Below are 23,494 nucleotides of genomic sequence, written 5' to 3'. Positions count from 1 at the left end.
GACAAAAGCGGCTTCCGAGCGAGACCGCTGGCACGGCGCAATCCTCGCCAAATCAAGGCCTTGGCAGCAATCAACCGATAGGTGGATGTCACGGCAAGGCGCGTCCCCATAGCGTGATCGCACGATGGCCGAGCGCTCCGCCTGCGTTATGCAAACCGGTTGTCACCATCCCTTACGCCTGCCGGTGAGCCCAAGGTCATGCCTGAGATGACGCAGCCCCGCATTCTCCTGATCGGAACGGGAGACACCAAGGCCGACGAACTGCTGTTCATGAGCGAGTGCATCGCGCGCGCCGGTGGCCGAACCATCATGATGGACATCAGCGTGCTCGGCGATCCGCCGTACCGGCCCGCACATGACAAGCACGCGGTGGCGGCGGCCGCACAAACCACGATCGAGGCGATCGCATCGAGCGGCGACGAGAATTCCGCGATGTCACTGATGGCGGTTGGCGCCGCCAATCTGGCGCGCGCGCTCGCGGAGCGCGATGCCATCGACGGCGCGATCGCGATCGGCGGCACGATGGGCACCGACCTTGCGCTCGACGTCGCGCAGGCGCTGCCGCTCGGCCTGCCGAAGCTGATCGTCTCGACCGTCGCCTTCTCGCATCTGATCCCGCCCGAGCGCGTCGCCGCCGATCTGATGATGATCCTGTGGGCCGGCGGTCTCTACGGCCTCAACGGCACCTGCACCGCCGTGCTGTCGCAAGCCTGCGGCGCGATCGTCGGCGCCGCCAGAAGCGCAATCAGGCCGCGCAAGGACCGGCCGGTCGTTGCGATCACCTCGCTCGGCAAGAGCTGCCTGCACTACATGGTCGAGCTCAAGCCGCAGCTCGAACGGCGCGGCTACGAGGTCGTCGTCTTCCACACCACCGGCATGGGCGGCCGCGCGATGGAATCGATCGCCGCGCAAGGTGGCTTCGCCGCGGTGCTGGACCTCAGCTTGCAGGAGGTCGCCAACCAGCTCACCGGCTCGGTGGTCAATTCCGGCGCTGACAGGCTTGAGAACGCAGGAAGAGCCGGCATTCCACAGATCGTCGCGCCCGGGGCGATCGACATGGTGGATTTCCCGGCATGGCTTGGGGTTCCGAACGAGCTGTCGGATCGCCCGTTCCACGCGCATAACCGGCTGCTTGCGTCGGCAACGTCGGGATCCACTGATCGCCAACGGATCGCACGCGCGATCGCCGAGAAACTGTCCCAGGCCAACGCTCCCGTTGCCTTCGTGCTGCCCACCGGCGGCATCCAGCAATGGGATCGCGAAGGCGAAACCTTGCACGATCCTGACGCCCTCGCCGCCTTCGTCGAAGCCATGCGGTCGGCGATCAGGGCGCCGGTCGAGCTGCACGAGATCAAGGATCACATCAACAGCGCCGCATTCAACGAAACAGTGCTCGGCATCTTCGACCGATGGGTCGCTGCCGGCATTGTCCCTCGCGGCCGCACCACGGTTGCCGCATGAGGAGGCCGCGTGCCCAGGCGCTGGTGCTCGACTTCGGCGGGGTGATCTCGAAGACATTGTTCGAGACCCACGACCTGACCGAGCGCACGCTCGGACTCGCCCCATGCACACTGAAATGGCTCGGACCGTTCGCGCCCGACAGCGATCCGCTCTGGACTTCCATGCAGCGTGGCGAAATTTCTGAGCGCGACTACTGGCTGACCCGCAGCCGCGAGGTCGGGCGCCTGGTCGGCGAGGACTGGCGCGACATGGAGACCTTCGTGAAACGCGCGCGTGGCGCCGATCCCGACACCGTGATCCGCCCCGAGGCAGCGCGCGCGATCACCCTCGCCGCCGATGCCGGGTTCCGCCTCGCCATCCTGTCGAACGAGCTCGACCTGTTCTACGGCGCCGATTTCCGCAGCCGTCTCTCCATCCTCAAGCGCTTCGACACCATCGTCGATGCCACGCATACCGGGATCCTGAAGCCCGACCCCCGCGCCTATCAAAGCGTGCTGGACGAACTGGTGCTGGAGGCAGACAATTGCGTCTTCGTCGACGACCAGCGCCGCAACATCGCAGGCGCCGCCGCGTGCAACATGCGCACGGTGCTGTTCGATGTGCGCAATCCTGCCGCGTCCTACGGCGAGGCGCTGCGGCATTTCGGGCTGCGATTCGACTAAAGCGTTTTCGAGCGAAGCGGGTACCGGTTCGAAAACGCGTCAAAACCAGAATCTGGAGCCCCGTTCCGATTCCATCGAAACGGAACAGGCTCCAGCCGGACAGAGGGCGACCATGCGCGACAGAAACTTCCTGGTTGAGAACAACGCCAAGCCGATCTGGCACCCGATGGCCCATCCTGCCGAGATGCGAGCGCAGCCGCCGCGGATCGTGATGAAGGGCGAAGGCGTCGAAGTCACCGATATCGACGGCAAGACCGTAATCGATGCGGTCGGCGGATTGTGGAATGTCAATCTCGGCTACAGCTGCGATCCGATCAAGCAGGCGATCGCGGACCAGCTCAGCGCGCTGCCGTACTATTCGGGCTTTCGCGGTACCTCATCCGGCCCCTCGATCGAGCTCGCCTACGAGCTCACCGAATGGTTCAAGCCGGAAGGCATGGTGCGCGCTTTCTTCACCTCGGGCGGCTCGGACTCGGTCGAGACCGCGCTGCGGCTCGCGCGGCAATACTGGAAGATCAAGGGCCAGGCCGACCGCACCAAGTTCCTGGCGCTGAAGAAGGGCTATCACGGCACCCATTTCGGTGGCGCCTCCGTCAACGGCAACGCCAATTTCCGCCGCAACTACGAGCCGATGCTGCCCGGCGTGTTCCATATCCCCGCGCCGTCGACCTACCGCAATCCCTTCAACGAGACCGATGCAGCAAAACTCGCGCAGCTATGCGCAGCGGCGATGGAGGAGGAGATCGCATTCCAGGGCGCCGACACCATCGCGGCCTTCATCATGGAGCCGGTGTTAGGGGCCGGCGGCGTGATCGTGCCGCCGGACAGCTTCATGAAGCTGGCGCGCGAGATCTGCGACGGTCACGGCATCCTGATGATCGCGGACGAGGTCGTCACCGGTTTCGGGCGCACCGGCGCATGGTCGGGTTCGCGGCTCTGGGGCGTAAAGCCCGACATGATGACGATGGCCAAGGCGATCACCTCGGGCTATTTCCCGCTCGGCGCGACGCTGATCGGCGAGCAGGTCACGGAAGCCTTCGAGGCCGACACGACCGCGTTCGGCTCGATCGGCCATGGCTACACCTATTCCGGCCATCCGGTCGGCTGCGCCGCGGGCCTTGCGGCGCTCGCCGAGACTCGCCGCCTCAAGCTCGACGAGAATGCCCACGCGCGCGGCGAGGACCTTGCGCGGGCGCTTGCGGCGCTCAAGGCAAAGCATGCGCTGGTCGGCGACGTCAGGGGCAAGGGTTTGATGGCCGCACTCGAGCTGGTCGCTGATCGCGACAGCAAGAAGGCCGCCGACAAGAAGACGATGGCGAAGGTTGCCGATGCCGCCTACGAGGCCGGCGTGATGCTGCGCGTCTCCGGCAACAATCTGATCCTGTCCCCGCCCCTGATCCTCACGGCAGCGGATGTGAGACGGATCGCCGAAGGAATCGACGCCGGCCTCTCAGCGGCCGGTTGACAGCGCACTGACGCAAGCCATGGCGCGCTCGAACAGGGCGCCATTAGCCTTGTCGCGGTCGAGGCAATCGGCCAGCGATATGGCCGACATCGTCTGATCGGTGCAGAAGATGCGCATGAAGTCGGCCGCCAGCGCGACCTTGCGCGTCTCGGATTGGCGCTCCCAATCGTTGCTGCTCAGATAGAGCAAGGACGCGTCGTCAACGCTGCTCTCGGCCACCGCGCCGGCAGCAACCGGCCCTGCCGCCAATAGCGCTAGCAGCGCGCCGGCCACCGCTCCGATGCAATGCACGCGGCCTCTCATTTCGTCTCCCTGGCATTCACCATCGGCGGCACGTCGAGCGCGGGATTGCGATCGAAGAAGTTGAACGGACGCAGCCGGAAGCCATGCCACAGGCCCGGCATGACCGGCCAATCCTCAGCGCGCGGCACGTGGCGGAAGCCGACTGTGTACCACAGCACGAGGTCGCGGTCCTCGATGGGCCGCTTCGCCGCCGTCCATTTCGGCAGGCCGTCGACCTCGGGGTTTCCGTTCGGATACATGCCCGCGGCGTAGCGCTCGTCCTTGGCGTAGGCCGAGGTCCACAGCGTGTAGGCGCTGAAACCGGCGCGCAGCTGGATCGGATCGTCCTTGGCGAGCAGCGAGACGTCGGAGTGACCGGGCATCAGCTGATAGCTCGTGCGATAGCCGCGGCCGTTGGTCTTGCCCGTGCTCTCGATCCTGAACTGCGCCGCGTTCAGCGGCATGGTGATCGGACCTTCGGTCGCAACCGGCCTGGTGTCGACCTGCCAGAGGCTCTTGCGCTGGCCCTGCTCCAGCCGGCGGACATTGAAGCGATCCTCGACCAGCCGGTTCGAGGTGCCGTCGACGTCCATGTCGATCCGGAACGTCATGTAGTGATCGTGATTGACCGCGAGCAGCCGTTCCTCGACCAGCGTCCCAAAGGCGGTGTCCTGCGCAGCCGTCGGGTCGCTCAATGTCTTGCTCGCGACGCCCTTGGTCGCATCGATGCCGTAGGCGCCGAGCCGCACATCGATATTGCCGGCACGGTCGAACACGTAGTCCACCAGATAGTCGTAATTGCCGACCACCGGCGCCATCCGCACCACCAGCTCGTTGTTCGGCCGCACCTCGGCGGTGTTGTTGATCAGCTCGCTGTGGCGCCAGATCGGATCGCCGGTCGGGCGCTCGAAGATGCAGACCGCGCCTTTGGAAACGACCGGCGCACCCTTGGTATCCGAGATCGTCAGGTCGAGATAATGCGCGCCTTCGGGACAATCCACGCCGCGCTGCAATTCGCTGGAAAGCACGCCAAAGCCGTACTCGCCGATGTCCATATAGGCGCGGAACGACCAGGTCGGCGCCGGGTCCATGTAGGGCACGAACATCTCGCTCGCCGATATCTGATAGGCGATGTCGCGGAGCGTGCCGTGGTCATCGTAGCGAATCAGCGACAGCACGGCGCCGACGCGCGGCTCGAGACGGACATGGAATGACCAGTTGTCCCAGCGGACCTGGCCGCCCTCCACCTTCACGTTGCTGCCTTCAGGCGCTGCGATTTCGATCGGCTTCGGTGGCTTGCGATATGTTCCGGAGTCGGCATAGGCGTGCGAGGGCGTCTGCGGCGGTGGCGGCACCACGCCGAGATCGGTCACCGACAGCACCGTTTTGCTCTTGAGATCGACCTGGGCGAACAGGTTCTCGATCGGCTTGCCCCAGAGATTGTTGGCGGCGCCCGCGGTGTCGACACAGGGAACGTTGAGCAGGCGGCGGCCTTTCAACGCCGGATCGGTCACTGGACCCACGGTCAGCGGCAGGCACAGCACGTTGCGGAAATCGGTGATGCCGCGCTTGGCCATCGCGGCGATCCAGCGCGGGTCCTGCTTCGGCAGATCGCCGGCGGAGATCAGCTCGTCGATGGTCAGCGCAGCCTCATGATCCCTGACTTCCTGCCAGCCGAGCAGGCTGCGCGCGGCGAGATCGACATGGGCCTCGTAGAGATGCCCGCCGCTCAGCAGCGTCGCGCTGGCCCGGCGCGTGAAGGGCTGTCCGGGCTTCCACGCCCGCACCTCGTCCTTGGGATCCTCCTCGACCGACATCGAGACGACCCGCGCCGAATCGTCGAGCTTGCCGGCGCCGCGCAGGATATCGGAGACCGAGCGGATTTCGTCGGTGGTGAGCCCGTCCATCGGGTGCGTTGCGGCCGCCTGCGGCCACATCCGCCGCTCGGCCTTCGCCGGCAGCGGCGCCGCCAATGTCGCGACCATCAGACCGGCCACTGCCCACACGCCGTGCCGGGATATCAGAGCCATTCCGCCCTCCACTCAAAGCCAGAACTGTCAGAATACAAGCAACGGTGGCGACGTGAAGGCCCGCTTCTTCATCCGGTAACCTGTTCCGACGCCGCCGGCAGGATCGCGGCCGCGGCCGGGCGTGGTGCGGCGCGGTGTACATCGAGCAGCCGCACGCCGATGCGATCGCGCAAGGCCGGCCAGAGGCCGCGCGGCGCCACAATCATCACCACGACGGCGATGATGCCGAGCCCGACCAGATACCAGCCGCCGGACAGGCCGAGCGGTCCGGTCATCAGCTCGCGCAGGCCGAAGAAGATGATGACGCCGAGGATCGGGCCTTCCAGCGTTCCGATACCGCCGATGATCACGATGAACATCATGTACACGGACCAGTTGACGTCGAAGGCCGCCAGCGGCGCGATGAACAGATTGCCCATGAAGTTGAGCGCGCCGGCAAACCCGCATCCCGCCGCCGAGAGCACGAAGGCGACAAAACGATTAAGCCGGACGTCGACGCCGACGCTCATCGCCGCAAGGTCATTGTCGCGCACGCTCATCAGCCCGAGCCCGAAGCTCGAGGTCATCATCCTGTACAGCGCCGCGATGGTCACCAGCGTCAGGCCGCCGGCGAGCCAGAACATCGTCGGCTCGAACCAGTCGAAATCGATCAGCCTGCTGGTCGCGAGCGGCACGCCCGACGTGCCGCCGACGGCCTGCGACTTCATCGTGAACGCGCCGATGATCTCGGCGAACACCCACATCGCGATCGAGAAATAGGCGTCGCGCAAACGAAACAGCGGAAAGGCGATGATCGCCGCAACGGCGCCCGCCACCAGCGGCGCGACCGGCAGCACCCAGATCGGCGTGACCTCGAGCCAGCCCGAGGTCAGGAACAGCGCATAGGCGCCGAAGGCGATGAAGACCTGGTGGCCGAGTGACACAAGCCCGGCATAGCCCGCCAGCAGGTTCCACATCTGCGCCATCGTCAGCAAGAGCAGGCACTCGGTCGCGAGCCGCAGAAAACCCTCGTTCAGCACCAAGGGCGCGCCGGCAATTGCCGCGACGAGCAAGATGGCAGAGGCCACAAGAATGGTCCGTGTCGGCATCGGAATCACACCCTGCTCGACACGAGACCCGACGGGCGGATCAGCAGCATGATGAAGAACAGGTGGTGCGCATAGAGCAGCCCGGCATTCGGATCGATTTTCAGCCCGATCAATTGCGCCATGCCGAGCGCGATACCGCCGAGCAGCGCGCCCCAGAACGAGCCGAGCCCGCCGAGCACCACGACCTCGAACGCGATCAACAGCCGCTCGGCACCCGAGAACGGCGTGAAGCTCGAGCGCACCGCAAGCAGCACGCCGCCGATCGCGCCGAGCGCGAGCGACAGGCCCATGACGTAATTATAGACCCGGTCGGGCTTGACCCCGGACAGCCGGACGATGTCCCGGCGGTCAGCCGTGGCGCGCACGATCCGGCCGAACTCGGTATGACGCAGCACGAGTTGCAGCGCCATGAACAGCAATGCGGCGAGCACCAGGGTGAGCAGCGGCATGATGCCGATGTTCAGCCCGGCGACCTCGAGGCTGGCGCGAGAGAGCTCGCCAACCTGGAGGCTGCGCACGTCGGCGCCGAACACCTCGACCATCACGTTGCGCAGGATCACCGACACGCCGAAGGTCAAAAGCAGCGGCGAGAGCGGATCGGGCGAGGTCACGACGCGGTTGACGATGGCGGCCTGATAGAGCCATCCGACCGCAAAGGACAGCGCAATCACCGGGATCAGCATCAACAGCGGCGACGCCTGCGGAAACAGGTTGGCCAGCAGCACGGCGCAGAACGCGCTCAGCACCATGAACTCGCCATGCGCGATGTTGACGACGCGCATCACACCGAACACCAGCGCGAGCCCGATGCCGAGCAGCCCATAGAGCCCGCCAAGCAGGGCCCCGTTGATCAATGTCTCAACCCAGATCATGTCGTTGCCAATCCTGGCTAGTTACCGAAATAGGCGTGCGTCAGCTGCTCCGGCTGCAAGCCTTGCGCCGGGCCGGTCAGCGACACCCGCCCCTTCAACAGGCAATAGATCCGCTCCGAGGTCGCGAGCGCGCGCTTGACGTCCTGCTCGACCAGCACGACGGCGGTGCCCTCGCGGCGGATGTCGGCAAAGGAGCGGTAAATTTGCTCGACCACGACGGGGGCGAGCCCGAGCGAGATCTCGTCGCACAACAGGAGCCGCGGGTTCGACATCAGCGCGCGGCCGATCGCCGCCATCTGCTGCTGGCCGCCGGAGAGTTGGCCGGGAAACATCCGCCGCCGCTCCTCGAGGATCGGAAACAGGTCGAATACCCGCCGCAGGGTCCAGCTGCCTTTGCGCCGGTTGACGCTGCCCATCAAGAGGTTCTCCTCGATCGTCAACGAGTTCGAACAGCAGGCGGCCCTCGGGCACCATGATGAGGCCGAGCCGCGACACCTCTTCGGCCGGCATCTGCGAGATATCGATGCCGTCGAACTGCACCGCGCCGCGACGCTCCTCGTTGAGACCGACCAGCGCCTTCAGAAACGTCGACTTGCCGGCGCCATTGGCGCCGACCAGCGCCACCGCTTCACCGTCCGCGACGGTGAAGTTCATGTCGAACACGGCTTGCAGATCGCCGTAGAAGATCTGCAGGCCGTTCACATCAAGCAATGCCATCGGCCTTCAATCCCATGTAGATCTCGCGCACCACCGCGCTGTCCATGACCTCGGCCGGCGGTCCCTCCAGCACCTTGCGGCCGAAGTCGAGCACCAGAATGCGATCCGACACCGCGCGCAGCGCGTGCGGGATGTGCTCGATCCAGATCGTGGCATGGTCGGCCTTCACCGACTGGATGATGGCAACGAGGCGCTCGACCTCGGGCTCGGTCAGCCCGGCGGCGATCTCGTCGAGCAGGATCAGCTTCGGCTTCGAGGCCAGCGCCTTGGCGAATTCCAGCCGCTTGCGGTCGATCAGCGGCAAGGCGCCGGCGAGCCTGTCCGCCTTGGCGTCGAGCCCGGCGCGCTGCAACACCTCCATGGTCCAGCTCGATGCCGCCTCGCCGGTGAAGCCCGCGCCATAGGATGCCGCGACCAGCGCGTTCTCGTAGACCGACAGATGCGGGAACGGCTGCGGGATCTGGAACGCCCGCCCGAGCCCCATCCGCGCCCGGCGATGCGGCGGCAGGGCTGATATCTCCCTGTCGTCGAGCATGATCGAGCCGCCGTCGGCCGTGAGCAGGCCGACGATCAGGTTCAGCAACGAACTCTTGCCGGCGCCGTTCGGGCCGATCACGCCGAGGCACTCGCCGCGCGCCAGCTCGAAGCTGACATTGTCGGCGACCACGATCTCGCCGAAGCGCTTGGCCAGCCCGCTGACGCGCAGAAGCGGTGCCATCTCAGGCCAGCTTGGAGAGCAGCTGGAGATCGGCCTGCTTCGGGATGAACGGCGCCGTTCCGTTGTGCACGATCAGGAGCTCGTATTTCGACTTGCCGCCCTTGGCCTTGCGCCATTGCCCGCCGGACAGCGAGGTCACCGCGACGTTCTTGATCGGGCTGTCCTTGAACTTGACCCGGCCGACCACGGTCTCCATGTCGAGACCGGCGATCGCATCGCGCAATGAGTTCTTGTCCTTGGGATCGCTGTTCTGCAACGCCGCGAGCCCGACCTCCCACAGCGCATGGGCGTAGCCGATCGGCTGCGTCCACTGCTTGCCGGTGGTCTTTTCCCACTCCGCGGCGAGTTCGGCGGCGCTCTGCCCGGTCAGCGAGGACTTGAATGGATAAGCCGGCGTCCACCACACCTCGGTCGACATGCCGTCGCCGCGATCGCCGAGCGCATTCACCGCGGCCGGGAACAGGAAGGCCGCCGCCACCGTGCAGATCTGCGGCTTGAAACCGGCCTGCGCCGCCTGATTCCACAGCGTCACCCAGTGATTGCTGAAGGTGAAGCCGGAGACGATGTCGACGCCGTTGTTCTTGAACAGCGCGATCTGGTTGGTGAAGTCGTCGGTCGCGATCTGGAATTTGCCGGCCGAGAATTCCTGATAGCCGGCCGCCGAGATGCCTGCCGGCAGGCCGAGCTTCGGATCGGAGAATGCCTGGCCCGGCGGGTTATCGATGTAGAGCGTGCCGACCTTCTTGTTGGTCTCCACCGACTGCCACATGCCCAAGAAATTCTTCGCGACGTCGTCGGCGCCCCAGAAGAAGTGGTAGCTGTAGGGAAAACCCTTGTCCGGCGCCGACTTGCGCGGGAACATCCAGCCCTGCCACGGCACCATGGTCGAGATGGTGGGAATGCCGCGGGCGTCGGCGAGCTCCTGCACCGGCGGCTGGGCGTCGCCGTCCTCGATCAGGATCAGGTCGCACTTTTCACGCAGCACCAGCTCGCTCGCGATCACCGACGATCGATTCGGATCGGATTGATTGTCTTTGAACACCAGCTCGACCTGATAGGTCTTGCCGCCGATCTTCAGACCATCCTTCAGCCGCGCCTTGATGCGCTCATGGATCCAGGGATCGGGCTCGGCGAACTGCGCGCGGACGCCGGAGAGGCAGCCGACCCAGCCGATCTTGATGGTGTTGCCGGCGGCCCGCGCGACATTGACCAGTGGCACGTTCATCGCCGATGCGAGACCGGCGGCACCGGCCACTTTCAGCAGCGTACGCCGGTCGAGCCGGCCTGACGCCGTATTGCTCTTTGTCTCAGTCATGTCCCTCTCCCTCCACAACCAATGAAGATGCCTGACCGCGGCTCACGCAGCCGATCGCTGGATCGCCGCACGGCTCACCGCGGCGAATTTGCACAAGGTGTTTTCGATGATCCGGCGCGGGATGCCGCGCACGATGAAGACGAGCCGCGAGCGCCGGTCCGCCGACGGCCAACCGGCAAGCGTGATCGGCGGATGGAACACGTGCTGCACGCCATGCACTACGATGGGCGCATCGGGCTGCTCGGCGACGTGCACGATCGCCTTGAAGCGCAGCAGGTCCTCGCCTCTGAGCGCCGCGACATAGTCGAGCCAGCGCGCGAGTGCCTCGCGCTGGATCGGCTCGTCGATGACCAGGCTGTAGGATGACACGCCGGCATCGTGCGCGTGATGGCTGTGGTGGCCGCACGCCTCGCCTTCGCAGTGATGATCCCCGTGTGGCGAGTTGGCCGCCTGCGATGCCAGATCGAACCAGCGCACGACATCGGCGGAGCGCGCCGCCGGATCGAACAGCCCGGCATCGAGGACCTTCGCCGGATCGACGATCCCGTTCTGCACTTTCGTGCGCGTCGCGACCGGATTGATCGCCACAAGCTGCGCATCAAGCCGCGCCAGTGCGTCCTCGGCGGCAAGGTCGATCTTGGTCACCAGCAACCGGTCGGCGACGGCGATCTGCCTGACGGCCTCGCCATGGGCCGCAAGGGTGTGCGCACCATTAACCGCATCGACGGTCGCGACCACGCCGTCGATCCGGTAGCGACTGAGGACATCAGGCGCCGTCATTAGTGTGTGCAGCACGGGCACGGGATCGGCGAGCCCGGTGGTCTCGACCAGCACCCGGTGGAACGGCGGGATCGTGCCGTCAGCACATCGCGACGCAAGGTCGGCCAACGTCTCGATCAGGTCCTCGCGCACCGAGCAGCAGATGCAGCCATTGTCGAGCAGCGCCAGGCGGTCCTCGCTGCTCTCGACCAGCAGATGATCCAGCGCCACCTCGCCGAACTCGTTGATGATGGCGACGACGCCGCCAAGCTCGGGCTGGCGCAGCAAATGGTTCAGCACCGTGGTCTTGCCGCTGCCGAGGAAGCCGGTCAGCACCGTGACCGGGATCTGATCCGCCGTTGCCATCACGCGCCCCGCTCGTAGACCTTGCAGCCCTCGAAGAAGGTCATCTCGACCCGCGTATCGGCCAGTTGATCCGGCGGGATGTCGAAGATCATCTGGTCGAGCACGATCAAATCGGCGGATTTGCCCACCTCGATCGAGCCGATCGACTGGCCGAGGCCGGCCGCGCGCGCGGCATCGATGGTGTAGATGTCGATCACGGTTTTGAGGTCGAGCGCCTGCTCCGCCCACAGCGACTTGCCGGGAAAATCCCCGGTCGGATTCTGCCGCGTCACCATGCCCTCGATGCCCTGCCAGGGATCGGGGATCGGGATCACCGGCCAGTCCGAGCCGCCGGCCATCAGTGCGCCGGCCTCTTTCAGATCCCTGTTGGGCCAGAAGCGCTGCGCGCGCTCCTCGCCCATCGCGGCCTTGTGCGCCTCGAGGAAGATGGTCGGATACCAGATGATCGGCGACAGATCGGCGGCGACACCAAGCTCTGCGAAGCGCTTGATATCGTCGGGTGCGATATAGCTCGCATGCGCGATCTGATGGATCAGATGGGTCGGGCCGTTGAAGCTGCGCACGACATCAATGGCGTCGAGCGCCTGCGTCACCGCGGCATCGCCCGCACAATGGATCTTCGCGGCAAGGCCGAGCTTCTCGCAGCGCCCGAGCCAGCGGATCAGGTCCGGCACGGTCAGCATGGTGGCGCCGCGGAAGCAGCAGCCGCGCACGGGATCGGTTACATAGGGCTCGTGGAAGGCCGCGGTCTTGGCGCCCGGCACGCCGTCGAGGAACACCTTCACATAGTCGGGCTTCACATGGGCGCCGCGGTAATCCTCGCGCAACGCAAACAGCTCCTCGCCGGCCTTGCCGAACATGAAGCCCGGCTCGACCACCGGCATCGCGCAGACCGCCCAAGCGGTGAGCTCGCCGCGGTCGTCGAGCCCCTTCAGCGCCGCCATGATCGGCTGCATGCTGGCGGCGTCGATGAAGGCGGTGACGCCATAGGCATTCAGCACCGAGATCGAGCGCGCCACCGCCGCGCGGTCCATCTCGGCCGTGTAGTGACCGGAGGCCGCGAGCGCCCGCTCGACCAGGCCGGAGGCAGCCTCGATCATGATCCCGGTGAGCGTTCCGGACTTGAGGTCGCGGCCGATCTCGCCGTCGGTCGGATCAGCCGTGTCGGCCGCAACGCCGGCCAGCCGCAGCGCCGCCGAGCTCGCCCAGCGATTGTGATAGGTGTCGTCGCGCAATACGACGGGATGACCGAGGCAGGCTGCGTCCAGCAGCGCGCAGGACTCCGCGTTGTTCATCTCGTTCAACAGATTGTTGCCGAACTGCCCGCCGACGATCCAGGCGCCCGGCGCAGCCGCTGACGCGGCCTTGTGCAGGGTCTCGGCGATCCTCGGAATGCTGTCGGCGTTGGAGAAGCGCAGCTCGTAGAGATCGGCCTGTCCGCCCATCATGATGTGATTGTGGATGTCGACGATCCCCGGCATCGCCATGCGTCCGCCGAGATCGACGGTCGCCGTCCCCTCGCCGATGAGCGCCGCGACGTCGCGTTCCTCGCCGACAGCGATGAACCGGCCGGCCTTGACGGCCGCGCATGTCGCCCAGGGCTGCCCGCGGTTCGACGTGTAGATCCGGCCGTTGCGGAAGACCGTGTCGGCGAATGTCCTGTTCATACGGATCAAACTTCTCGATTGGGAAAGCCTGGAGCGATCAGCCTCTCACCGTGCGGTGCACAAGGCCGAACCGCGCGCGACGCCGGCATGATGGCCAAACGTTCGGCATGTCGGCATTTGGAACAATCCACCGTCCGGTGGATGCTCCGCCGCCTGCGGCGATACGGGCGGCGGCACGGCATAGAGCGACATCACTTTTTTCGAATTGAGCAGCAGGCTCCGCTTCACCTCTCCCGCTTGCGGGAGAGGTCGGCGCGCGCAGCGCGACGGGTGGAGACTCTCTCCGCAATGTGACTCGCGGAGACAGCCCCCGCCCCCGCCCTCCCCCGCAAGCGGGAGAGGGAGGGGCGGCACCGCCCTCGCGGTCGCTCTTCGACGCAATCCCTTATCACTTCAGAAGCCCAGCGCGAGGCCGTCCCTGCGGTGGTCGGAGGCCCCGAACAGAACGCCCCTCGCATGGTCGATGCGGATCGCCTGGCAGCCGCCTATCGGCTCTTCCGAAAACCGCGCATCGTGGCCGCGGGCGCGAAGGTCGTCACGGACTTCAGATGATATCGTCGTCTCCAGCGACAGCGCGCCGTCGAAGGCAAAGGAGCGCGGCGCCTCGGCCGCGGCCTGGATGTCCATCTTCATGTCGAGGATGTTCGACAGCAGATTGGCGTGGCCCGCGGCCTGGTAGTGCCCGCCCATCACGCCGAACGACATCACGGTCTTGCCGTCCTTGCGCAGCAGGCCCGGAATGATCGTATGCATCGGCCGCTTGCGCGGCCCGAGCGAATTGGGATGCCCCGGTTTGGCGCGAAAGCTCCAGCCGCGGTTGTGCAGCAGGATGCCCGATTTCGGCGCGAAGATGCCGCTGCCGAACGGATAGAACAGCGAGTTGATCAGCGAGACGGCGTTGAGATCGCGATCGACCACCGTGACATAGACGGTGTCGCGATGCTCGATATCGTCCCAGGTCACGGGCGCGGACGCGCGGCTTATGTCGATCTTGTCGCGGATTCTCCCTATATAGTCCTCGGCAAGGAATGCGGCCGGATCGACCTTGCTGGTGGCGGGATCGCAAAAGAAGGCATCGCGCGCGCGGTAGGCCGCTTTGGTGGCTTCGGCCAGCAGATGGATGCGATCGGCCTCTCCGAGCTTGCCGACATCGAAGCCGGCAAGCGTCCGCAGGATCATCAGCGCGGCCAGGCCCTGCCCGTTCGGCGGACACTCGATCACGTCGTGGTCGTGGTAGAGCGCCGAGATCGGGCGCACATAGTCGGAGGTCTGGGCGGCGAAATCGTCGCTGCTGTGGGCGCCGCCCAGGGCGCGCAAGATGGCCACCATCTCGTCGGCGGCCTCGCCCGCGTAGAAAGCGTCGCGCCCGCGCTGCGCGATCCGACGAAGGGTGCGGCCGAGCGCGGGTTGCGTACGGATGTCGCCGACCTCAGGCGCCTTGCCACCAGGCAGGAACTGCGCCGCCGCATTGCCGTCGATCTCGATCCGGGCCCGGAAGCGGCGCCAGTCCTCCGCGACGCGCGGCGTCACGCAAAAGCCCCGCTCGGCAGCCGCGATCGCCGGCCGGAAGATCTCCTCCAGCGACCTGCTGCCGTGATTGGCGATCAGCCGGCACCACGCATCGACCGCGCCCGGCACGGTGACGGCCTCGGGCGCAGTCGGTGGAATGTCGCGCGCGCCGCTTGCGGCAAATTTTTCGGCATCGGTTGCGGCCGGCGCGCGGCCCGAGCCGTTCAGCGCGATCGGCTCGCCGGCGTCAGGCGAATACAGCGCGAAGCAGTCGCCGCCGATCCCGGTCATCTGCGGCTCGACCACGCCCTGCACCGCGACCGCCGCCACCGCGGCATCGACGGCATTGCCGCCGGCCTTCAGCATCTCGACCGCGGCCAGCGTCGCCTGCGGGTGCGAGGTCGCGGCCATGCCACGCTCCGCAACCGCCACCGAACGGCCGATGGCCATGAAATCGCGCATGTCGTTTCCTTCAATGCTGTGAGCGGCCGCCGCTCGCCAACATTGTCGAAAACGACACCGGTCCTCGCGGAGGACTCTCGTTTGGCCACCAGGCAGGCAGCAATCCACCTAACGGTGGATCGGTGAACACGGACGAGGGTTGTCCCGCCAGACGCTTCTCGGACGCGGCGGATTGATCCGGCGGCAACCCGGCAAAACCTGTCAAACCTGCACGTGAGGAATTCTTTCGGCCTATCTGAATAGTTGCGTGCTCGGCGGCAATTCTGTGGTGGGTAACTGGTTGCCAAGCCCGGAGCGCGATGGCACGCTGCCATGATCAATTTAGCTCATGTCGATTGCCAATGCCGATGTCATCTCTCAAAGAGTTTCATGGCGCCAGGCGAAGTCGGTTCGGTTGCGGGGCTGGTTGGTTACGCATTGCCTCGTCGCTGGTCTCACTGTCATGCTGCGCCGTCGTTCACGACGTGCGTGCGGCGTCGCCCAATGAGGAGTCGAGCCGACAGGTGACGGCATCCGAACCGTCGGCTCAATCCGATGCCAACGGGAGTGTATTGCCAGATGCGGACCGAGCGTCGCCCGACGCTCTGCCGACGACGCCCAGCGAGAAGCAAGCTGAGCAGGTATCCACGGCCAACATTCTCGACCCGCTCAAGGTCGCCCCGGACAATATTGATACAGTTCTGGTCCTGGATGAATGCTTTGTTGCAGAGGCATGCATCGACCGGTTCCTTGGCGCGCTCTACACGCGAGCGCCGAAGACCGACTGGATCGTCGTGTACGAAAAAAAGGACGTGATCATCAAACGGAAGCGCAAACTGATCACCGTCACGCGCAGCATCCCGAAGCGGGTCGAAAATGACTTCGGATGGAAGGACCCCAAAGCCGCGGATAAAGCCGGGATGCCTCTGATGGATTACGTGATCGGGGGGATGGATCGAGCCTTCAAGCAAAAGCTGTTCTATATGCTCCATGCAGCGGAGCAGGCCGGACTGGCACCCGGGATCACGAGCGGATTCCGCGATGACTACCGCCAATCGATTGCAAGCGGGCTGAAGGCCGCAAATGACAAGTCTTATCACGGCGGCAGCTCGCGTGGTGGCTATGGTCACGGGCTCGCTGCAGACGTCGTCAGCATGAATGGCGGGAGCAAGGAGGAGCGTGCAACCGAGACCAAGCGATTATGGAAATGGATCGACGAGCACGAAAAGCAGTTCGGAGTTGGACGTCCCTACTTGAATGGAGACCCAGCGCATCTCGCACCGGTCGATGGTCGGGAATATGCTGCTCATCGCACGGTATCAAGGCACACAAAGCTGGCCGGCAAGCGACATACCCGAATTGCAGCATCTTCCAGGCATGGCGTAACGACGCGCGCAAAGTCAAAGGCAGCGTCGAGGGCCACGACGACGAGACTCAGCTCGCGCCTCTGATCGGCCTGCCCCTCCTGCGCTTCGTGCGCTCCGGCGCGCCCCAGCTCAGGGGGTGAGCCGGGGCTGGACCGCGGCTTCGGAGGCCGTAGCGGCCAGTCTCCACCCATGACGTTATGCCTCTCTTCGGACTCTCATCTACCAGGAACCGCGATTGCTGCGCCGCGCTACTACTTCTGCGCTGTGGAGCCTGCTTGCCGCTGAATCTGTTACTCGGGGCTAGTCCAGAATGGCAATTGCCGCGTGCGCTTGTCGATTTATGATGTCCCTAGTCGTGCGGATTGGCCGACATTTGCCCACACCCGACCATGCACCTCGCGCGATCAGGGATCGCCGCTTCGGCCCACGGAGCGACGGTCCCGCCCAATTCCGGATGCGACAAAATTAACCCGATGGGCAACTCAGCAAATCCTGTCCAATCCTTCGCGCGAAAGATATTTCGCTTTATCCGAATCGAAGTTCGATCACCCCTATGCGCGGGTGATGACACCGAAGAAGGGTACGCAATAGCGGTGCGCCGTCTCGCGCCAGAACCTTCCTCACCGTCGTCCCTGCGAAAGCAGGGATCCATGACTACAGGCAGTCATTATTGAGCGATGCCCGAACGACGAGTCCCGTTCACAACATCCGCCGCGGCGTATGGGTCCCTGCTTTCGCAGGGACGACGTGCTGGAAGAGCCGCGGACTCTAATCGACAGCCCGCGCCTCAATGCGGCCGCGACATCATCGCCACGACGGCGGAGCGGGTCTCGACGCCGAGCTTTTCGAAGATATGGATCAGATGCGTCTTCACCGTCGCGAGCCCGATATTCAGGCACTCGCCGATCTCGCGGTTGGTTCGGCCGCAACACAACAGCTCGACGACCTCCATCTCGCGCGAGGTCAGGCCAAAGCGCGCCGGCTCGTCGGCATTCGACGACAGGCGGCTGGTGAGGTTGAACTCGAGATAGTCGTGGATCTTCTCCGCAATGTGCATGCTGCCGTCGGGGATCGCCCAGCCCGGCGCCCACAGCACGCTCATCCCGGCGACGATGCGGTCGTTGCGGCGGAAGTAGAACTCGATCATGTCGGCGACGCCGCATTGGCCGGCGAAGGCGCGGTAGGTCGCCGCCTCCCGGGTCGCGCATTGGTCGAGCGCTGTGCTCAGCCGCGCAATCGGCCGGTTGCTCGCGGAGCGCGGATGCAACGGATCGAGTCGGTTCATGCCGGCAAGATACTGGTCGTGGAAACTCGGCGGCACGTTGCTAGAGAGCACGAAGCGGTTGAGGGTCAAATTGCCGTCGACCTCGTAGAACGCGGTCGCCGACCCCTCGAGAATGCCGCGCGCGAACTGAACGGCCTGCGTGGTTGCCGGATCCGGTCGGCCCAGAAGCGCGATCATGACCTACCTCCCGATGTTTCCCGATGGCGAACGTCTGCGCGTCGCGTAGCCGTCACGCTGGGGCACGCGCAAGCCATAGTCAAGCAAATTGCGGGCCAAACGCACGAAGCGCACATCCGGGGAAACGGTTACGCCGAAGTAACCCAACGGCCCCCTCCACCATCCGGTTGATTGCGAGCGACGCGAGCCATGCGGAACTTTCGCACATCATCCGATGTCATTGCTGGATCAAAAATGAATTCGCGTCGCATCATGGCCGCCTTCCCGTCGGCGGCCGACGAACAGGTCACGCTCGCCAACTGGCGCCAACATCCCTTCAACGAGTGGGCATTCCGCAATGTCCGCGAATTGCTGCCCACCGCAAACATCGCGCGCGCCGCAGCGCCGGCGCCGCTGTCCTTTGCGCCGCGCTATCTCGACGACGTCAGTTTCGCCAACCCGCGCAGCGAGACAGTCGGCGTCGGCGAGGCGCTGCGCGCCAGCCACACCGACGGCATCGTGGTGTCGCATCGGGGACAAGTCGCGTTCGAATGGTATGCCCATGGCCTCACGCCCGATACCCCGCACCTGATCTTCTCCGTCAGCAAGTCGGTCGCCGGAACGCTCGGCGGCATCCTTGCCGATCACGGCAAGCTCGAGCCCGACGCGCCGGTGACGCGCTACATCCCAGAGATGGAAGGATCGGTCTATGGCGGCAGCTGCACGGTGCGGCATCTGCTCGACATGAGCGTCGGCATCCGCTTCGACGAGGATTATATGGCGCGCGACGGCGACGTCATGAACTACCGGCGCTCAACCGGCTGGGAGCTGCCCGATCCGGCGATTCCGCCGAGCAATCTGCGCGACTATCTGCGCACGCTGCGGCCGAACGGCGCACCGCATGGAGAGACCTTCCACTACGTTTCGACCAACACCGATGTGCTCGGCTGGGTCTATGAGCGCGCCTGCGGCCTGTCCTACGCAAAGATCCTCTCGCACTATCTGTGGCAGCCGATGGGCGCCGAGCACGACGCCTACATCACCGTCAATTCACGCGGCGCAGGCCGCGTCGCCGGCGGCATCTGCGCGACACTGCGCGATCTCGCCCGCTTCGGCGAGACCATGCGCAATCACGGCATCAGCAACGGACGACAGGTCGTCCCCGGCTGGTGGATCGACGACATCAGGCAGAACGGCAATGCCGAGGCCTGGTCGCGCGGCGACCTGACGAAAGTGTTTCCAAACGGCAATTACCGCAACAAGTGGTACACGCTCGATCGACGCGAAACGCCGTTTGCCGCGGTCGGCATCCATGGCCAGTGGATCTACATCGATCCGACCAACGAGACCGTGATCGCGCGCGTCTCCTCGCAGCCGCTGCCGATGGATCTGGATCTCGATCACATGTGGATGCGCGGCTATCGCGCGATCGCGGCCAGGCTTGCCGGCAAGGCCTGACCGGTTGCGACAGGGGGACATCATGGGACCATCGATCAACCGCCGCCGTCTGTTGCAGATCGGCGCGGGAGCAAGCCTCGGCATCGCGATGCCGCGCGTCGCACGCGCCAGCACAAAGACGATCACGGCCGTCATGCACGCGCCGCTGCGCGCCACAGACCCGATCATGACGACGGCGTGGACCGCGCGCAACCACGGCTACATGATCTACGACACGCTGTTCTCGACCAATTCGAAATTCGAGATCAAGCCGCAGATGGTCGAGGCCTGGGAGGTCTCCTCCGACGGCCTGACCTACACCTTCCGCCTGCGGCCCGGCCTCAAATTCCATGACGGCAGCGCGGTGACATCGGCCGACGTGATCCCCTCGCTGCAGCGCTGGGCGAGGCGCGACACGATGGGCCAGAAACTGTTCGAATTCGTCGCCGAGCTGAAGGCGATCGACGAGCGCACCTTCCGCATGGTGCTGAAGGAGCCGTGCGGCTTCGTGCTGGCGGCGCTCGGCAAGCCGACCGCCAACGTGCCCTTCATCGTGCCGGCGCGGATCGCCGCGACGCCCGCCGACCAGGCCATATCAGATCACCTCGGCTCCGGACCATTCCGCTTCGTGACGGCGGAATTCCAGCCCGGCGTCAAGGCCGCTTATGAGAAGAACCCGGACTACGTTTCCCGCGACGAGCCGTCCGACGGCACCGGCGGCGGCAAGGTGGTCAGGATCGGCCGCTACGAATGGATCAGCGTGCCGGATTTCCAGATCGCGACCAACGCGCTGATGAACGACGAGATCGACTATTTCGAGGTGCCGCCGCACGACCACCATCCGATGCTCGCGCGCGCCTCCAATGTCGAGCTGACCGATTACAACACGTTGGGCTTCTCCGGCATGTGCCGGATGAATTGGCTGGTGCCGCCGTTCGACCGGCCGGAGATCCGCCAGGCCGTGCTGCACGCGGTGAACCAGAAGGACTGGCTCGACACCCAGATCGGCAATCCCGATTACTACAAGATCACGCCGGCGATCTTCGTCGCCGGAACGCCGTTCGAAAGCGCGGTCGGATGGTCGACCAAGGCGGACACCGCGAAAGCCAGGGAGCTGCTCAAGCAGGGCGGCTACAAGGGCGAGCCGATCACGATCCTGCACGCGACCGACGCCCCGATCATCACCGCGCTCGGCACGGTCACCGCGGAGGCGCTGCGTTCGATCGGCATGAACGTCAACCTGCTCGCGATGGATTGGGGTTCGGTGGTGGCGCGGCGCGCCAAGCAGTCGATGCCGGCCGAGGGCGGCTGGTCGCTCTACCATTCGACCTGGGCCAGCGCCGACCTCGTCAATCCGATCGGCAACGCCTGCGTCAACGGCAAGGGCAAGAACGGCGGCTTCTTCGGCTGGGTCGAGGACACCGAGCTCGAGCGGCTGCGCGACAGCTTTGCCCGCACCGCGGCGCCGTCGGACCAGAAGGCGCTAGCCGACAAGATCCAGGCACGCGCCTACGAGGTGGTCACCCACGTTCCGACCGGGCAGTACAATCAACCGGCCGCGACGCGCAAGGCGCTGAAGGACATCGTCCGCGCACCGGTGCCGCTGTTCTGGAATGTCGACAAGACAGGCTAGCGGTGCCTATTCGATCGGCGGCCGCCGCGTATGCCAGTCCGTCACCGACTGGAACGCGGCGCCGGCGCGGACCAGCACGTCCTCGGAAAGATGCGGGCCGACCAATTGCATGCTGAGCGGCATCTGGTCCGAGGCCATGCCCATCGGCAGCGTGATGGTCGGGCTGCCCGAGAAATCGAACACCGCCGTGAAGCGCAGAATGCTCAGGAGGACGTTGGGGTCGGCGCCGTATTCGCTCATCTTGGTGAGCGTCGGGATCGGCACCGGCATCGTCGGGATCAGAAGCAGGTCGATATCTTCGAACATCGCGGCGAGGCTGCCGCTGAACTTCAGCCGTTCATGATGGATGGCCGCAATATCGACGCCGCTCGTCGCCCTGCCCTGCTCGATCAGCTGCGCGAGGTCGGGTCCGTATTCCGACTTCCGTGACGGGTAGGTGTCCAGATGCGCCTCAGCCGTCTCGACCGAGCACATCGCAATCCACTGGCTGACCAACTTCTGGTAGGGCGGGAAATGCACCTCGCGGATGTCGGCGCCGAGATCGGCGAGCGTGCGCTCGGCTTGCACCAGCGCGGCGACGACCTGCCGATCGATGCCCTCCTGGGTGTACCTGCGGTCAACACCGATCCTGAGGCCCCTGATGCCGTCGCCCGCTCCAGCCAGATAGTTCGGCACCGGAGCCCGCAAGGCGGTCGGGTCGTTGATATCAGCGCCCGCGATGACGCCGAGCATCGCCGCGGCATCCGCAGCGCTCCGACACATCGGCCCGACGTGATCGAGCGAGTCCGCCAGCGGGAAGACGCCGTGCCGGCTAACCCGCCCCCAGGTCGGCTTGATCCCGGTCAACCCGCAGGTCGCCGACGGAAAGCGGATCGAGCCGCCGGTGTCGCTGCCGATCGAGCCGTAGCAGAGCCCCGCCGAGGTCGCGACGCCCGATCCGGTCGACGAGGAGCCAACCCAGTAGTTCACATTCCACGGGTTGAGCGGGGCCTGAACGGCCGGATGGTGGCTGGTATAGGCTCCCTCCGTCATCTTCAGCTTGCCGAGCGTCACCGCGCCGGCGACTTCGAGCCGATCCACGATCGTGGCATTGAAGGACGGTACGAATTTGGCGTGGATCGTGGTGCCGCCCGCGGTCGGTGCAAACGAGGTGTAGCAGAGGTCCTTCAGCCCGATCGGAACTCCATGCAGCGGGCCCCGCCAGACGCCCTTGGCGATCTCCGCATCGTACTGCTTGGCCTGGGCCATCGCTCGCTCCGCAAGGACCAGCGCATAGCCGTGAAACTGTCCGTCCAGCTTCGCAATCCGGCCCAGCATGGCCTCGGTGATCTCCGAGGGCTTCACCTCCTTGCGGCGAATGAGCTCCGAGATCTCGGTGATGGATTTGTAGTGCAATGAATCCGCTGACATCTGACGCCCTGCTGTTGTCGGAATATGCCTGTCCGGACCGCCGCCGCGGGCGGCGATCTCGCGACGTTGCTGACGGCGCGCCCCGCCTAGAACTGGACGCCGCGCGTCAACGCGCCGTCCACCACGAGGTTGGTCCCCGTGATGAAGCTCGCCGCCTTGCTGGCCAGGAACACGGCAGCGTTCGCCATCTCCTGCGGCGTCCCCATCCGGCCGGTGGGATTGAGCGCAAGCGCCGTCTTGTAGAGTTCGGGATTGTTGTCCTTGATGGTGTTCCAGACACCGCCTTCGAAATAGGTGTTGCCCGGCGAAACCGTATTGGCGCGGATGCCCTTGTGTGCGAGCTGATTGGCGAGACCCTGCGTGTAATGGATGATGGCGGCCTTGAAGGTGCCGTAGGGACCGCTGGCAAAGTCGACCTCGCGTCCCGACACGCTCGAGATGGTGACGATCGCGGCGGCGCCGCTCTTCTCCAGATATGGCATCGCCGCGTTGACGAGGCGCACCGTCCCCATCATGTCGGTGGAGAATTCCTTCTCCCAGCTCTCCTCGTCCTGCCCGATCGACAGTGCGCTGACATTGGCGACTACGACATCGATGCCGCCGAGCTTGGACGCCATGTCGGCGACCCAGGCCTTCAGGGCCGGCCCGTTCGAGACGTCGACGGCACTACCGAACGCCGCAACGCCCTTGGCCTTGAGCGCTGTCACCGCAGCGTCGACGTCGCCCTGGTTGCGCGCACAGATGCCGACATTGGCGCCCTCGGCGGCGAACGTGTCGGCGATCGCCCTGCCGATGCCCTTGGTGCTGCCGGTAACGAGAACCTTTGCTCCCCTGAGTCCGAGATCCATGTCCAT

The 23,494-nt window shown here is 65.3% G+C and carries 18 protein-coding genes and 1 pseudogene; 6 read left to right on the top strand and 13 right to left on the bottom strand.

The window, feature by feature from the left end; all coding sequences use genetic code 11:
* Positions 1–198 precede the first annotated feature (198 nt).
* The 3 genes from RX327_RS15580 (at position 199) to RX327_RS15570 (ending at position 3,588) form a co-directional block, all read left to right on the top strand.
* Entirely contained in the window at positions 199–1,461 is a 1,263-nt protein-coding gene (locus RX327_RS15580; RefSeq protein ID WP_050386918.1) for a Tm-1-like ATP-binding domain-containing protein, read from the top strand.
* Positions 1,458–2,123, top strand: a complete 666-nt coding sequence (locus RX327_RS15575; RefSeq protein ID WP_050386919.1) for an HAD family hydrolase — start codon at positions 1,458–1,460, stop codon at positions 2,121–2,123. Before RX327_RS15580 ends, RX327_RS15575 begins: the two co-directional genes overlap by 4 nt.
* A 112-nt stretch (positions 2,124–2,235) precedes the next feature.
* Positions 2,236–3,588 carry an aminotransferase class III-fold pyridoxal phosphate-dependent enzyme gene (locus tag RX327_RS15570; RefSeq protein ID WP_050386920.1) on the top strand — a complete coding sequence of 451 codons (1,353 nt, stop codon included), beginning with the start codon at positions 2,236–2,238 and terminating at the stop codon, positions 3,586–3,588.
* Here RX327_RS15570 and RX327_RS15565 read toward each other — a convergent pair.
* The 10 genes and pseudogenes from RX327_RS15565 to RX327_RS15515 form a co-directional block, all read right to left on the bottom strand.
* Positions 3,574–3,891: a hypothetical protein gene (locus RX327_RS15565; protein ID WP_050386921.1), complete on the bottom strand. Its 318-nt coding sequence runs from the start codon at positions 3,889–3,891 to the stop codon at positions 3,574–3,576. The two genes, RX327_RS15570 and RX327_RS15565, sit on opposite strands and share 15 nt — an antisense overlap.
* A complete protein-coding gene (locus tag RX327_RS15560; RefSeq protein ID WP_082190772.1) occupies positions 3,888–5,900 on the bottom strand; it encodes a hypothetical protein in 2,013 nt (670 codons plus the stop codon). Before RX327_RS15560 ends, RX327_RS15565 begins: the two co-directional genes overlap by 4 nt.
* A gap of 68 nt (positions 5,901–5,968) precedes the next feature.
* Positions 5,969–6,967 (bottom strand): branched-chain amino acid ABC transporter permease, encoded by a 999-nt coding sequence (locus RX327_RS15555; protein ID WP_244482541.1) that lies wholly within the window; start codon positions 6,965–6,967, stop codon positions 5,969–5,971.
* A gap of 26 nt (positions 6,968–6,993) precedes the next feature.
* Positions 6,994–7,860 carry a branched-chain amino acid ABC transporter permease gene (locus tag RX327_RS15550; protein WP_050386924.1) on the bottom strand — a complete coding sequence of 289 codons (867 nt, stop codon included), beginning with the start codon at positions 7,858–7,860 and terminating at the stop codon, positions 6,994–6,996.
* Between the two features lie 17 nt (positions 7,861–7,877).
* Positions 7,878–8,577 (bottom strand): annotated as a pseudogene (locus RX327_RS39265) (ABC transporter ATP-binding protein).
* On the bottom strand, positions 8,564–9,295 hold the full coding sequence (locus RX327_RS15535; protein WP_050386925.1) for an ABC transporter ATP-binding protein: 732 nt from the start codon (positions 9,293–9,295) through the stop codon (positions 8,564–8,566). Before RX327_RS15535 ends, RX327_RS39265 begins: the two are co-directional and overlap by 14 nt.
* Position 9,296: 1 nt before the next feature.
* Positions 9,297–10,610 carry an ABC transporter substrate-binding protein gene (locus RX327_RS15530; RefSeq protein ID WP_028331398.1) on the bottom strand — a complete coding sequence of 438 codons (1,314 nt, stop codon included), beginning with the start codon at positions 10,608–10,610 and terminating at the stop codon, positions 9,297–9,299.
* 42 nt (positions 10,611–10,652) lie between these two features.
* A complete protein-coding gene (locus tag RX327_RS15525; RefSeq protein WP_050386926.1) occupies positions 10,653–11,735 on the bottom strand; it encodes a CobW family GTP-binding protein in 1,083 nt (360 codons plus the stop codon).
* Complete coding sequence (locus RX327_RS15520) at positions 11,735–13,402, bottom strand: amidohydrolase (RefSeq protein ID WP_050386927.1); 1,668 nt, start codon at positions 13,400–13,402, stop codon at positions 11,735–11,737. Before RX327_RS15520 ends, RX327_RS15525 begins: the two co-directional genes overlap by 1 nt.
* 393 nt (positions 13,403–13,795) lie before the next feature.
* Complete coding sequence (locus tag RX327_RS15515) at positions 13,796–15,373, bottom strand: gamma-glutamyltransferase family protein (RefSeq protein WP_050386929.1); 1,578 nt, start codon at positions 15,371–15,373, stop codon at positions 13,796–13,798.
* A 503-nt stretch (positions 15,374–15,876) separates the two neighbouring features.
* Here RX327_RS15515 and RX327_RS15510 point away from each other — a divergent pair.
* Positions 15,877–16,803: a D-alanyl-D-alanine carboxypeptidase family protein gene (locus tag RX327_RS15510; RefSeq protein WP_244482542.1), complete on the top strand. Its 927-nt coding sequence runs from the start codon at positions 15,877–15,879 to the stop codon at positions 16,801–16,803.
* A 703-nt stretch (positions 16,804–17,506) separates the two neighbouring features.
* Here RX327_RS15510 and RX327_RS15505 read toward each other — a convergent pair.
* Positions 17,507–18,181, bottom strand: a complete 675-nt coding sequence (locus RX327_RS15505; RefSeq protein WP_050386931.1) for a helix-turn-helix transcriptional regulator — start codon at positions 18,179–18,181, stop codon at positions 17,507–17,509.
* Between the two features lie 234 nt (positions 18,182–18,415).
* Between RX327_RS15505 and RX327_RS15500 the strand changes: the two genes are divergently transcribed.
* Together RX327_RS15500 and RX327_RS15495 are read left to right on the top strand one after the other, a co-directional pair.
* The gene (locus RX327_RS15500; protein ID WP_317250772.1) at positions 18,416–19,618 is read left to right on the top strand and encodes a serine hydrolase; all 1,203 of its coding nucleotides are present in this window, start codon (positions 18,416–18,418) and stop codon (positions 19,616–19,618) included.
* Between the two features lie 22 nt (positions 19,619–19,640).
* Positions 19,641–21,230, top strand: coding sequence for an ABC transporter substrate-binding protein (locus RX327_RS15495; protein ID WP_317250771.1), 1,590 nt, complete (start codon positions 19,641–19,643; stop codon positions 21,228–21,230).
* Between the two features lie 6 nt (positions 21,231–21,236).
* On the opposite strand, the gene RX327_RS15490 is transcribed toward RX327_RS15495, so the two are convergent.
* Together RX327_RS15490 and RX327_RS15485 are read right to left on the bottom strand one after the other, a co-directional pair.
* On the bottom strand, positions 21,237–22,640 hold the full coding sequence (locus RX327_RS15490; protein WP_317250770.1) for an amidase: 1,404 nt from the start codon (positions 22,638–22,640) through the stop codon (positions 21,237–21,239).
* 86 nt (positions 22,641–22,726) lie between these two features.
* On the bottom strand, positions 22,727–23,488 hold the full coding sequence (locus RX327_RS15485; protein ID WP_317250769.1) for an SDR family NAD(P)-dependent oxidoreductase: 762 nt from the start codon (positions 23,486–23,488) through the stop codon (positions 22,727–22,729).
* Positions 23,489–23,494: the final 6 nt, after the last annotated feature.

The sequence above is a fragment of the Bradyrhizobium sp. BEA-2-5 genome (assembly GCF_032918025.1).
GTDB classification, from domain to species: Bacteria; Pseudomonadota; Alphaproteobacteria; order Rhizobiales; family Xanthobacteraceae; genus Bradyrhizobium; species Bradyrhizobium pachyrhizi.
The sequence above is the reverse complement of the archived record's forward strand: the minus strand, read 5'-3'. Positions and strand labels throughout refer to the sequence as shown.